Annotated in this window: 15 protein-coding genes; all 15 read left to right on the top strand. The window is 34.5% G+C overall.

Features of this window, described 5'->3' with window-relative positions; all coding sequences use genetic code 11:
- Positions 1–4: 4 nt before the first annotated feature.
- The 15 genes from brxA (at position 5) to GJE18_RS05205 (ending at position 13,980) form a co-directional block, all read left to right on the top strand.
- Entirely contained in the window at positions 5–445 is a 441-nt protein-coding gene (gene brxA / locus GJE18_RS05275; protein ID WP_060551051.1) for a bacilliredoxin BrxA, read from the top strand.
- A 141-nt stretch (positions 446–586) separates the two neighbouring features.
- Positions 587–1,540, top strand: a complete 954-nt coding sequence (locus GJE18_RS05270) for a thymidylate synthase (protein WP_060551050.1) — start codon at positions 587–589, stop codon at positions 1,538–1,540.
- A 70-nt stretch (positions 1,541–1,610) separates the two neighbouring features.
- Entirely contained in the window at positions 1,611–2,087 is a 477-nt protein-coding gene (locus GJE18_RS05265) for a dihydrofolate reductase (protein WP_060551049.1), read from the top strand.
- 17 nt (positions 2,088–2,104) lie between these two features.
- Positions 2,105–2,953, top strand: a complete 849-nt coding sequence (locus tag GJE18_RS05260; RefSeq protein WP_060551048.1) for a DegV family protein — start codon at positions 2,105–2,107, stop codon at positions 2,951–2,953.
- 14 nt (positions 2,954–2,967) lie between these two features.
- On the top strand, positions 2,968–3,495 hold the full coding sequence (gene msrA / locus GJE18_RS05255) for a peptide-methionine (S)-S-oxide reductase MsrA (protein WP_107368948.1): 528 nt from the start codon (positions 2,968–2,970) through the stop codon (positions 3,493–3,495).
- Complete coding sequence (gene msrB / locus GJE18_RS05250; RefSeq protein WP_037564364.1) at positions 3,488–3,916, top strand: peptide-methionine (R)-S-oxide reductase MsrB; 429 nt, start codon at positions 3,488–3,490, stop codon at positions 3,914–3,916. Before msrA ends, msrB begins: the two co-directional genes overlap by 8 nt.
- A gap of 13 nt (positions 3,917–3,929) precedes the next feature.
- Entirely contained in the window at positions 3,930–4,430 is a 501-nt protein-coding gene (locus tag GJE18_RS05245; RefSeq protein WP_060551046.1) for a PTS sugar transporter subunit IIA, read from the top strand.
- Positions 4,430–4,651, top strand: a complete 222-nt coding sequence (locus GJE18_RS05240; protein WP_060551045.1) for a YozE family protein — start codon at positions 4,430–4,432, stop codon at positions 4,649–4,651. The genes GJE18_RS05245 and GJE18_RS05240 overlap by 1 nt, the downstream gene beginning before the upstream one ends.
- 168 nt (positions 4,652–4,819) lie before the next feature.
- Positions 4,820–6,262, top strand: coding sequence for a S41 family peptidase (locus GJE18_RS05235; RefSeq protein WP_240928910.1), 1,443 nt, complete (start codon positions 4,820–4,822; stop codon positions 6,260–6,262).
- On the top strand, positions 6,259–6,768 hold the full coding sequence (locus GJE18_RS05230) for a GNAT family N-acetyltransferase (RefSeq protein ID WP_103346004.1): 510 nt from the start codon (positions 6,259–6,261) through the stop codon (positions 6,766–6,768). The genes GJE18_RS05235 and GJE18_RS05230 overlap by 4 nt, the downstream gene beginning before the upstream one ends.
- Before the next feature lie 9 nt (positions 6,769–6,777).
- Complete coding sequence (locus GJE18_RS05225) at positions 6,778–7,851, top strand: undecaprenyldiphospho-muramoylpentapeptide beta-N-acetylglucosaminyltransferase (RefSeq protein ID WP_107376420.1); 1,074 nt, start codon at positions 6,778–6,780, stop codon at positions 7,849–7,851.
- An 11-nt stretch (positions 7,852–7,862) separates the two neighbouring features.
- Entirely contained in the window at positions 7,863–8,477 is a 615-nt protein-coding gene (locus GJE18_RS05220; protein WP_037564378.1) for a phosphatase PAP2 family protein, read from the top strand.
- A gap of 577 nt (positions 8,478–9,054) precedes the next feature.
- Positions 9,055–9,732 (top strand): response regulator transcription factor, encoded by a 678-nt coding sequence (locus GJE18_RS05215; protein ID WP_037564380.1) that lies wholly within the window; start codon positions 9,055–9,057, stop codon positions 9,730–9,732.
- The gene (locus GJE18_RS05210; protein WP_060551041.1) at positions 9,729–11,099 is read left to right on the top strand and encodes a HAMP domain-containing sensor histidine kinase; all 1,371 of its coding nucleotides are present in this window, start codon (positions 9,729–9,731) and stop codon (positions 11,097–11,099) included. The genes GJE18_RS05215 and GJE18_RS05210 overlap by 4 nt, the downstream gene beginning before the upstream one ends.
- A 91-nt stretch (positions 11,100–11,190) precedes the next feature.
- Positions 11,191–13,980, top strand: coding sequence for a 2-oxoglutarate dehydrogenase E1 component (locus tag GJE18_RS05205; RefSeq protein ID WP_107368655.1), 2,790 nt, complete (start codon positions 11,191–11,193; stop codon positions 13,978–13,980).
- The last annotated feature ends 10 nt before the right edge of the window (positions 13,981–13,990 follow it).

Raw genomic sequence — 13,990 nt, 5'->3', positions numbered from 1 at the left:
TAACATGAATGCTTACGATGCATATATGAAAGAACTTGCCGCACAAATGCGCACTGAATTAACACAAAATGGCTTTGAAAGTCTAGAAAGTGAAGAAGATGTCGAAAACTATATGAATCAAGTGTCAAAGAATGCAACGACATTTGTTGTAATCAATTCTACATGCGGCTGTGCAGCTGGTTTAGCTCGACCAGCAGCTGTAGCTGTAGCGGAGCAAAATGAAAATAAACCGACACATAAAGTAACCGTTTTTGCGGGACAGGATAAGGCTGCTACAGCAAAAATGCGTGACTATATTCAACAAGTACCATCCAGTCCATCCTATGCATTATTTAAAGGCACGCAACTTGTTCACTTTATTCCCCGTGAACACATTGAAGGCCGAGATATTAATGATATTGCTATGGATATCAAAGATGCTTTTGACACACATTGTCATTCATAAACCTAGCGTTCAATTTAATGAGTCATATTGTAATTAAAAAAGAGAGATGTGGCATTCAAAATATGAGCCATATCTCCCTTTTTAATTTAAAATAAGTATCAAATAATTTATTATAGTAATAAAGAGAAAGAGGTGGCGCACATGAATCCTTTTGATCAAGCATATCATCAACTATGTCAAGAAGTATTAAATGTTGGAGCATCAAAAGATGACCGTACTCGTACTGGAACCATTTCAAAATTTGGTCATCAATTACGCTTTGACTTAAATAAAGGTTTCCCTTTACTAACAACTAAAAAAGTATCATTCAAGCTGATTGCAACCGAATTGATTTGGTTTATACGTGGAGATACAAACTTAAGATATTTATTGCAATATAATAATAATATTTGGAATGAATGGGCCTTTGAAAAATATATTCAATCTGATGATTATACAGGCCCAGATATGACAAACTTTGGACATCGAGCTTTGCAAGACTCGGAATTTAATAAAGTGTATCAAGACGAAATGTCTCAGTTCAAAACACGCATTTTAAATGATGATGATTTTATGCGTAAGCACGGGGATTTAGGTAATGTATATGGGAAACAATGGAGAGACTGGATTGGACCTAATGGTCAGCATATTGACCAATTGGCACAATTAATTGATAACATTAAACATAACCCTAATTCTAGACGTCATATTATTAGCGCATGGAACCCTGCAGAAATTGAGTCTATGGCACTACCACCTTGTCATACCTTATTTCAATTTTATGTCCAAGATGGAAAATTGAGTTGTCAGTTATATCAAAGAAGTGCTGATATTTTTCTAGGGGTACCTTTTAACATAGCAAGTTATAGCTTATTGACTCATTTAATTGCAAAAGAATGTGGTCTTGAGGTTGGTGAATTCATTCACACATTTGGCGACGCTCATATATACAGCAATCATATTGACGCTGTCGAAACACAATTAGCACGATCAAGTTTTGCACCGCCAACATTAAAAATTAATACAGATAAATCTATATTTGATTTAGAATACGAAGATTTGGAAATAGTAAATTATGAATCTCATCCCATCATAAAAGCACCAATTGCGGTATAATTAACTCAACGTGTATTTGTTAATGCATTGATCTGAGATTTTAAATTTAGCATAACTAGGAGTGAGTCAAATGACATTATCCATTTTAGTTGCTCATGATAAAAATAGAGGCATTGGTTTTAATAATCAATTACCATGGCATCTCCCGAATGACCTAAAACACGTAAAAAAATTATCAACTGGTAATACTTTAGTAATGGGACGTGCAACCTTTGATTCTATTGGAAAAGCTTTACCAAATCGAAAAAATGTTGTTTTAACACGTAATAAAGATTTTAAAGCTGATGATGTTGAGGTGATTCATGATATTAAAGACATCGAACAGTTAGAAGGCCATGTTTTCATTTTTGGTGGTCAATCATTATTTGAAATGTTTATGGATAAAGTGGATGATATGTATATTACAGTTATCGATGACACGTTTCAAGCTGACACCTATTTCCCACCCTATTCGTTTGAAGATTGGGAAGTAGAATCAGCAATTGAGGGCGAAATTGATGAAAAAAATAAATACCCACATACTTTTCTGCATTTAGTTAGGAAGTAATCACGGAGGTTTAATCAATGCAACGTATATTAGTAACAGATTCAACATCAGATTTAGAACCTAGTTTTTTAGAACAACATAACGTTCACATCGTGCCATTAAGTGTGACGGTTAATGGTAAATCTTATGTTGACCAAGAGGAAATTTCTTCAGAAACATACACACAATATTTAGAAGACGACAACAATGATTTAAAAACAAGCCAACCCCCATTAGGAAGATTTGTTGAAACATACGAAGCTTTAACTCAAGAGGGTGCAGAAGTCATTAGTATTCATTTATCTTCTGGACTTAGCGGTACGTATCAAACCGCTGTTCAAGCCAGTGAAATGGTAGATGGTAAAGTGACTGTTATTGATTCAAAATCTATCACTTATGGATTAGGGTATCAAATTCAGCATATCGTTCAGTGGATTGAAGAAGGTCTATCTACTGAAACTATTGTTGAAAAAGTTCATCAATTACAAAACAATATGAAACTGTATGTTGTAATTGGTAAATTAGATCGCTTAATCAAAGGTGGTCGTATTAGTAAAGCGAAAGGTATGCTTGGTAACTTAATGAAAATTAAGCCTGTCGGTGTACTGATTGATGGCAATCTAGAAATTGTTCATAGCTCACGAACACAAGGGGCATGTGCGAAGTATTTAGCGAAAGATTTAGCCCAATTTTTAGGTGACGGTAAAATTAAATCCGCAGCCATTGTGCATGCCAATGCCAACGATTTCTTAGAAAAAGTGAAAGATAAAATTGAAGAAACGTTTGATTTTTCAAATTTTGACACAAATTTTACTACACCTATCATATCTACGCATACGGGAACGGGTGCAATTGGGGTCGTCGTTTTAAAAGAACATAATTCTTAAAAGGGCGTGATATTATGGCATTAGCTACTTTTGCCGGAGGATGCTTCTGGTGTCTTGTAAAACCATTTGATTCTTACGATGGTGTTGAATCCATCATTTCAGGGTATAGTGGTGGTCACGTTGAAAACCCCACTTATGAAGCCGTATGCTCTGACACAACAGGTCACGTTGAGGCGGTACAAATAGAATATGACCCGAATCAAATCAGCTATACGCAAATGTTGGATATTTACTTCAAAACATTTGACCCAACTGATAATAAAGGCCAGTTTTTTGATAGAGGCGAACATTACCGCCCAGTCATTTTTTATCATAATGAGGAGCAAAAAGCATTAGCCTTGGCTAAAATTAAAGCATTAAATGATGCTAAAATTTTTGATAAGCCTGTGATTACACCTGTAGAACCGTATAAAAACTTTTATCCTGCAGAGGCCTATCATCAAAATTATTATCAGAAAAACCCGTTGCATTATGCACAATATCAACTCGGTTCAGGTCGCAAAGCATTTATAGAACGACATTGGAGTGATCATCATGATTAAGAAAGATAAAAAAGATTTAACCGACTTAGAATATTTAGTGACACAACAAGATGGTACTGAACCTCCGTTTGACAATGAATATTGGAATCATTATGAAAAAGGTATTTATGTTGATAAAATTTCTGGAAAACCATTATTTACATCAAATGATAAATTTGAATCAAATTGTGGTTGGCCAAGTTTTTCTAAAGCGATTAACAATGAAGATATCATTGAACTTGTTGATAAATCTTTTGGTATGATTCGTACAGAAGTGCGCTCAGAAGACAGCAATAGTCATTTAGGTCATGTTTTCAATGATGGACCGCGTGAGCTTGGTGGCTTACGATATTGTATCAACTCTGCAGCGATACAATTTATTCCTTATCATAAATTAGAGGAACTTGGATACGGAGATTTAATTCAACATTTTGAACAATAAAGGAGCGATTATGATGTTTAAAAAATTATTTAGTAAAGGAAATGAAGCGCCTAAAGATATTGAAATTTATACGCCAATTACTGGGGAATTTGTTAAAATTGAAGATATTCCCGATCCAGTCTTCGCACAAAAAATGATGGGTGAAGGATTTGGTGTTAAACCTGCAGAAGGTATTGTTGTATCACCGATTTCAGGTGTTGTAGATAATGTCTTTCCAACAAAGCATGCCATTGGACTTAAAGCTGACAATGGTTTAGAAGTCTTAGTGCATATCGGGTTAGACACTGTCCAATTAAATGGTGAAGGATTTAAAACATTCGTTGAAAGTGGCGATCACGTCAAAGTTGGTGATAAATTAGTAGAATTTGATATCGATTATATTGATCAAAATGCCAAATCAACGATTTCACCCGTAATTATTACAAATACAGACCAAACAGATCACATTTCAATTAAAGATCAAACCACTTTAACTAAAGGTGAATCAAAAGTCATTGATGTTACGGTGAAATAATGAAAGATGCTTCTTTTTATCATTTCCTCCTCACGGTGAGAGGTCGTCCCAACGAGGAAGGGACTTTTGCAGAAATGGTGTACGATGATTTAGACTTCCCTAAACAAGAGTCTGACTTTGATAAACTATCTAACTATGTCGAGACGGAAGGGAATTACACACTTTCTATGTCTGTATTTGATACATTATATGAAGAATTCCAAGAATGGCGTCGTTTTTAACGTCTTCCTCTATTCGCATTTAATGTATGTTTTGCAGCATTAACCACGTATACATTTATGATGACAATGGTTCTATATTCGAGGAGTGAGACGAAGAAATCAAATCTATAAACATTTGATTTCATGCTCACTCTTTTTATTTTACATATAAAAGGAAAGGGTGTTACAATGTTGCCTCGTAAAAAGCATCATACTGAAAAAAATAAAAAATATGTGTCTTTATCCCACTTTATCATCGGGATTATTTTCACTATTATATTAACAACAATTATCGTTTTAGGCAGTATTTACTTGTGGCATCTTAACACACAAAATCAGCAGGTCGCTGAAAATAGTGATAAATTAACAAAAGTTTATGAAACACTAGCGAAAGACTACTATAAATCCCCAAATAAAGATAAATTATTGCAAAATGCGATTAACGGGATGACAAAAGGGTTAAATGACCCATATACAGAATTTATTCCTAAAGATAAATCTAAAGCCTTTAACGAAGATGTTACTGGAGACTTTGTCGGTATCGGTGCTGAGATGCAACAAAAAGGTGATCAAATCATGATTACAAGTCCAATGAAAGGCTCTCCAGCCGAGAAAGCAGGTTTAAAACCAAAAGATGTATTAACAGCAGTTGATGGAAAATCCATTAAAGGAAAAAGCTTAAATGACATTATTCCTAAGATTCGAGGAGAAAAAGGCACTCAAGTGACTTTAACGATTAAAAGAGGCAACGAATCTAAAGATTTTACTGTAAAAAGAGATACCATTCACGTTAAAAGTGTAGAAGTTGAAACAAAAGGGCAAGTGACTGTGTTCAAAGTAAATAAGTTCCAAGAAGGAACTGCTGGTGAATTAAAATCTGCGATTCAAAAATCTCAAAAATCAGGCGCTAAAAATATCGTTATTGATTTAAGAAATAATCCAGGAGGCCTTTTAGACGAAGCTGTCAAGATGTCTAATATTTTCTTAGATAAAGGTAAAACAGTACTTTATTTAGAAAAAGGTAAACAAAAAGAGGCTGTTAAAACATCAGGTAACCCTTTAGAACATGTTTCTGACTTAAATATTTCAATTTTAGTCAACGAAGGGTCTGCAAGTGCTTCAGAGATTTTTACAGGAGCAATGAAAGATTATAAAATCGCTAAAATATATGGTAGTAAAACATTTGGAAAAGGGATTGTTCAAACAACAAGAGAATTTGACGATGGTTCTATTTTAAAATTTACTGAAATGAAGTGGCTTACACCTCATAAAACATTTATACACGGAAAAGGGATTTACCCTGATGTAGACATTAAAGGGGCAGCTTTTGAAAAATTAACAGTGATTCCATCTGATCAAACTTTTAAAGAAGGTGACAATAATAAACATGTCACATCTATTAAAGTAGGATTAGATGCATTAGGATACAAAATAGCGTCAACTGATAATCAATACGATGCTTCCCTAAAAGCTGCGGTCACTCAATTCCAGAAAGCAAATGATTTAAAAGTCACAGGAGAATTTGATAAACAATCAAATCAAAAGTTCACACAATTACTTGTTGAAAAAGCAGCTAAAGAAGATCCTGTCTTAGATAAAACGATAAAACAAATTAAGGAGCAATTGAAATGATTAGACATGCTACATTCGATGATATTGACACAATTGTCAATTTAACCGAAGATGCTAAAATACTTATGGACCAAGATGGTAATCCACAATGGGATCACCGTTATCCATTAAAAACACACTTCGAAACAGATATCCAATCCGATAATATGTATGTCTTAGAGGAAGATGGCATTATAAAAGGCTTTATCGTTATCGATCAAAAAGTACCTGATTGGTACAATGACATTGATTGGCCCATCTCTATTTCAAATGCGTATGTCATTCATCGTCTCGTAGCTTCCGCTCAATACAAAGGTGTGGCACAACAATTATTTGATTTTGCATTTGACATTGCACATTCGCATCAAGTAGGCGTAATACTCACAGATACTTTTTCTCTAAATGCGCGTGCACAACGTTTATTTGAAAAGAATGGCTTTATAAAAACGGGAGAAATGACAAGTAATGAGTTTCCATTTGATAAAGGCGAACCGTTTTACGCATACTACAAAAATTTGAATGAATAGAGGGTTAATATGGTTAAAATAGCATTTACTGGAGGCGGTACAGTCGGTCATGTCTCAGTTAATTTAAGTTTAATTCCGACTGCACAACAACACGGACACGAAACAATGTATATTGGATCTCATCAGGGTATCGAACGTGAAATGATATCGTCGCAACTCCCAGATACACCTTATTTTGCGATATCAAGTGGTAAATTAAGACGCTATATATCTTTTGAAAATGCGAAAGACATCTTTAAAGTGATGAAAGGGATATGGGATGCACGACGTATTCTAAAAAAAGAAAAACCAGACATTTTATTTTCTAAAGGAGGATTTGTCTCAGTTCCAGTCGTACTAGCTGCAAAAACATTAAATATCCCTACAATTATCCATGAATCCGATTTAACTCCTGGATTAGCCAACAAAATCAGTATGAAATTTGCTAAAAAATTATATGTTACATTTGAAGAAACTTTAAAATATGTACCACGTGATAAAGCAGATTTTGTAGGAGCAACAATCCGTGAAGATTTAAAACACGGGAACCCCAAACGAGGCTATGAACGCACAGGCTTCAATGACGAGAAAAAAGTCCTGCTTGTAATGGGTGGAAGCATGGGTAGTTTGAAAATTAATGAAGCGATTCGTCGTCAACTTCCTACATTGCTTAAAACTTATCAAATTGTGCACCTTACCGGTAAAAATCTTAAAGACGAATCTATTAACAAAGAAGGCTATATTCAATATGAATTTTTAAAAGATGAACTTACGGACATCTTAGCAATCACTGATACCGTCATTTCAAGAGCAGGATCAAATGCGATATATGAATTTTTAACGTTAAAAATTCCGATGCTTTTAATTCCGCTCGGTCTTGATCAATCACGTGGCGACCAGATTGATAATGCGAAATATTTTGAAAAACAAGGATACGCATCTATGTTAGATGAATCTGAACTCTCAATTGAAACGTTATGTCCTGAACTTGAAAAAATAGAAAATACACGCCATCAAATTATTCAAAATATGGGCACATTCACTGAAAGTTTAACGAAAGATGCTTTACTTAATAAAATTATTAATGATGCAACATCATCATAAGGGGGCCTATCATGAATCATTGGAAAAGAATTTCATTACTGATTGTTTTTACACTCATATTTGCAGTGATTGCAATGTTCCATGAATCAAGACTAGGTAAATGGATTGATAATGAAGTCTATGAGTTTATATATTCTTCAGAAAGCTTCATTTCTACTTCTATTTTCTTTGGTGCGACTCAAGTGGGAGAAGTATGGGCAATGATGTGTTTATCTTTAATGATGATTGCATTGTTAATGTTTTACAAATATAAAATTGAAGCTTTATTCTTCGCGTTAACGATGATGATATCAGGAGCTACAAACCCAATTTTAAAAAATATCTTTGATAGAGAAAGACCAACTATTTTAAGATTAATCGACATTACAGGCTTTAGCTTTCCAAGTGGTCACGCAATGGGCTCCACAGCATTTTTTGGTAGCCTCATTTATATTTGTCGCCGAATTTTAAAAGGTAAATCACAGATGGTGGTTATCGCTTTATGTGCACTCATGATATTATTAATCTCTACGTCTCGCGTATATTTAGGTGTTCACTATCCAACTGACATCATCGCTGGTATTATTGGTGGCTTATTCTGTATCGTTTTAACGCAACTGATACTACGAAAACCACTTAAAATATAAGACGAATTAAATATCAATTGTTTAGACGCATTGAAACAGCGCTCTAGCTTCAATCAAAGCCAACAAATTCATTTGTTATATGAACTTTGTTGGCTATTTAAATTGGATTCATTTTGGTATATAGTCATGCTCAATTGGGGTAGGCACAAAGTGTATTTGATGATTGTGAATTAAAAATTTGATACCTCATATTTATAAAAAACAGTATCAATTAGACGCTAAAACTGCGTTATAAATCGTTTGAGGCAGAAAATATAGAGGATGATTAAAGTTTCGCTTCATGTATCATTAAAGGGTTAATTTTCGCATACAAAGAAGCTGCTACACATCGGTGTAACAGCTTAAATTTAACGTTTAATCAAAACGACTATTTTTTTATACGGGCATATAAAAGGGGATAGTACTTGAAAATGCCTCAATCAAAAGAACGAATTGTAGTGGGGGGGCGTTGCGATTGAGAACCATTTTCAATTACATTATACCTTATTGAGAATGATTGTCAATTAAAACCTTTAAAATTTTTGAAAAAACTTTTATCTGTCCTCATTTTGAAATATGATAGAGGTGAGGTGGCATAATGAAAAAGGTACTTATAATAGAAGACGAACAAAATTTAGCACGTTTTATAGAATTAGAATTAAAACACGAAAATTATGATGTAGACATCACAAATGATGGCTTATCAGGCCTTAATAAAGCATTACAACAAAATTACGATTTGATTCTCCTAGATTTAATGCTTCCAGAAATGGATGGTCTCGAAGTCTGCAAACGTCTAAGAGCTCAAAAAGATACACCGGTCATTATGATAACAGCTAAAGGTGAAATTTATGATAAAGTAACAGGTTTAGATATTGGTGCAGATGATTATATTGTTAAACCGTTTGAAATCGAGGAATTATTAGCTCGAATGCGCGCATTGGTAAGACGATATTCGGAAGACCATCAGTCCAACCCAGACATTATTAACATCGATGGCTTAATTATCGATAAGCATGGATTTAGCGTGACATATGAGTCACAAAATATTGAACTCACTAAAACAGAATTTGATTTATTACTCGTATTAGCAGAAAACCAAAACCACGTTTTACATCGGGAGCAAATTTTAGATCATGTTTGGGGCTATGAGTCGGCCGTTGAGACGAATGTTGTAGATGTATATATTCGTTATTTAAGAAACAAATTAAAGCCTATCGGTAAGCAAAAATTAATCGAAACGGTTAGAGGCGTAGGATACGTGATAAGAAAATGAAACAATCCACATTGAAAACAAAATGGACACTTGTAACGACAATTATTACTTTCTTAATTATTTTTATATTTTGCTTACTTATCATTTATGCTATTAGCAGTTTATTGAAACAAAATGAACTTGAAAAAGCTGAACGTAGTGTCGATGACATTTACAATTTATTAGAAACCAAACCCTTACAACGTATTACAACAGTGGAATTTAATGCAGTGACCAATAGTTATCAAAAGGTCATTTTGCATGACCACTATCATCGTAAAATTTTTGAAAATTCAAGCACATCATCTATTAAATTTTCACCAGAATTTCATCCTGTTAGTTCTAGAAATATCAATATTACTAAAAACGACGAAGGGTCATTTATCATCATTAACACGCCTGTTGATACACCTTATTTTAAAGGGTATGTGACTGTTGTACACTCACTAGAAGTGTATGATGATTTATTAACCTTCATTGCGTATTTAGCATTCATATTTGGATTAATCGCACTTTTTGTAACAGCCATTATTAGTTACATTTTCTCATCACAAATTACAAAACCTATTAATATTATTACAGAGAAAATGACTCAAATTCGCCGAGATGGCTTCCAAGAAAAATTAGCCGTTCCAACGAATTACGAAGAAACGGATGCACTCATTGACACCTTTAACAGTATGATGATCAAACTAGAAGATTCATTTAATCAACAACGCCAATTTGTTGAAGATGCGTCTCACGAATTAAGAACACCATTACAGATTATTCAAGGTCATTTAAGTTTGATTAAACGATGGGGAAAGAAAGATCCGGATATTTTAGAGGAATCCTTGTCTATTTCAATTGAGGAAATGAATCGCATTTCGAAATTGGTGGAAGAATTATTATTACTAACTAAAAATGATATGGGGAACGCAGAGCATCATATTGAAAAAGTAGATATTAATGAAGAAATAAAAACACGTATTCGAGCTATTCGTAAAATACATGATGCTTATACGTTTACATTTAATACGAATCAAGATTTCATTTATCTAAACACGAATGCCTTTCACTTTGAACAAATTTTACTTATTTTCTTTGACAATGCTATTAAATATGACACAGTTAATAAACAAATAGACATATCGACACGATTCATTAACAATCAAGTATTAATTGATATTACTGACCATGGTACGGGTATCCCTCAAGAGGATATTAATTATATCTTTGATCGTTTTTATCGAGTTGATAAGTCTAGATCGCGTCATCAAGGTGGAAATGGATTAGGTTTATCTATAGCTGAAAAGCTAGTAAAGCAATATCATGGACGCATTTCAGTTCAAAGCGAAGTGGGTAAATTTACAACTTTTACAATTCATTTCAATGCCGGTCAAAACTAGAAATTGCACGGTTTTTTTGCCTTTAAATGTTCACAAATTAATGCTATGATTGTCCTGTAAGCGTTTTTATTTATACTGTGGAGGGTGGATTATGAAGAACGATAAACAGGTGACTGAGGCACCTGTAAACTTCGGAGCGAATCTAGGATTAATGTTAGAACTCTATGATCAGTTTTTAGAAGATCCAAGTTCAGTCACTGAAGATTTACAAGTGCTCTTTAGCACAATCAAAGATGGCGAAGCAACTGTATCACAAAAGTCAAATCAAACAAGCTCAGGGGATAGCACCATTAAACGTGTTATGAGGTTGATTGATAACATTAGACAATATGGGCATTTACAAGCAGATATTTATCCTGTAAATAAGCCTGAACGTAAACATTTACCTAAATTAACAATAGAAGATTTTGATTTAGATAAACAAACGCTCGAAGGTATATCTGCCGATATCGTATCAGAACACTTTAAAGATATTTATGATAATGCATATGAAGCAATATTAAGAATGGAGCAACGCTACAAAGGCCCAATCGCGTTTGAGTATACACACATCAATAATAATAAGGAACGTGTATGGTTAAAACGTCGTATTGAAACGCCGTATAAAGCAAATCTTAATACTGAAGAGAAAAAAGCTTTATTTAAACAACTTGCTCATGTAGAAGGATTCGAAAGATACTTACACAAAAACTTTGTGGGTGCAAAACGTTTCTCTATTGAAGGTGTGGACGCATTAGTACCGATGTTATCACGCACAATTAAACGTGCTTCTGAAGAAAATATTACTAATATTCAAATTGGTATGGCACATCGTGGTCGTTTAAATGTGTTGACACATATTCTTAAAAAACCATACAGTATGATGCTTTCTGAATTTATGCATACTGATGCGATGAAATTTTTACCAGAAGATGGCAGCTTAAATTTAACATCCGGTTGGACGAGTGATGTGAAGTATCATTTAGGTGGTGTAAAAACCATTCATGACCACGGGCATGAACAACGTATTGTTTTAGCAAATAATCCGAGTCATTTAGAGGTTGTCGCACCAGTGGTAACTGGACGCACACGTGCTTCACAAGATAACACTAATCGTTCGGGCCAAATTGAAACAAACTTTAATCAAGGTATGCCGATAATCATTCATGGTGATGCTGCTTATCCAGGACAAGGGGTCAACTTTGAAACGATGAACCTGGGCAGTTTACATGGTTATTCTACAGGTGGGACATTGCATATTATTACCAATAACCGTATTGGATTCACAACAGATCCTATAGATGGTCGCTCTACGACTTATGCGACAGACGTTGCAAAAGGATATGATGTTCCTATCATGCATGTCAATGCAGATGATGTAGAAGCAACAATTGAAGCCATTGATATTGCTATGGAATTCCGTAAAACATTTAATAAAGATGTTGTCATCGATTTAGTCGGATACCGTCGTTACGGACATAATGAAATGGATGAACCTTCACTTACTAATCCGTTACCATATAAAAACATTCGAAAACACGACACGGTAGATATCATTTATGGTAAAAAGCTTATTGATGAGGGCATTATTACTAAAGATGATATGGACAATGTCATTTCAAGTGTTCAAAAAGAAATGCGTGAAGCACACGATGCCATCGATAAAAATGATAAAAATAATAATACGGATATGAACATTCCAGAAGGCATTTCTAAACCATTGGAGAGTAATGACAGTGCGCTTACGTTTGATCGATTAAAAGAAATTAATGATGCAATGTTAACTTACCCTGAAGGCTTCAATGTGTTTAAAAAATTGAATCGTATTTTAGAACAACGACGTCAAGCATTTGATAGCGAAACAGGACTCGTAGACTGGGCGCATGCGGAACAACTTGCTTTTGCCACAGTAATGCAAGAAGGCACACCAATTCGAATGACTGGTCAAGATAGTGAGCGTGGTACATTTAGTCATCGTCACGCTGTATTACACGACCAAGAAAATGGTGATGTTTTCGTTCCACTTCAAAATGTGCCGAATCAAAAAGCAACATTCGATATTCACAATTCACCATTATCAGAAGCTGCTGTTGTAGGTTTCGAATATGGATACAATGTTGAAAACCCATCTTCCTTTAATATTTGGGAAGCTCAATTTGGTGATTTCTCTAATATGGCTCAAATGTATTTCGATAACTTTATTTTCTCAGGAAATGCCAAATGGGGAGAGCGCTCAGGTCTCACTTTCTTCTTACCACATGCGTTTGAAGGTCAAGGACCAGAGCATTCATCAGCACGTTTAGAGCGGTTCTTACAACTCGCTGCAGAAAATAATATGACCGTATGTAACTTGTCAAGTTCAAGTAATTACTTCCACCTGTTGCGTGCACAAGCAGCAAGCTTAAATACGGATGCAATGCGACCGTTAGTCATCATGTCACCAAAAGGATTATTACGAAATAAAACAGTCGCAAAACCAATTGCGGAATTTACTCAAGGTGGCTTTGAGTCAATATTAATTGAAGATTACGATGCCTCAAAAGTTAAAAAAGTCATTTTAGCTACAGGTAAAATGTTTATAGACCTTAAAGAGCGTCTTCAAAAAGAACCTAATCCAGAAATTCTATTAGTCGCAATTGAGCGCTTATATCCTTTCCCTGAAGAAGAAGTGGCACAATTATTATCGTCACTTGAGGGTATCAATACAGTGACATGGGTTCAAGAAGAACCTCAAAACCAAGGGGCTTGGCATTATGTATATCCTATACTCTCACGCATTCTTGATAAAGACATCGCGCTTCAATATGAAGGTCGTAAACACCGTGCAGCACCATCAGAAGGTGACGGAGAAATTCACAAACTGGTTCAAAATATCATTATTGAAAAAAGTTTAAATATCTAGGGGGCATTTG

Source organism: Staphylococcus agnetis (assembly GCF_011466855.1).
Lineage (GTDB): Bacteria > Bacillota > Bacilli > Staphylococcales > Staphylococcaceae > Staphylococcus > Staphylococcus agnetis.
This window is presented reverse-complemented; position numbering and strand designations above follow the sequence as displayed.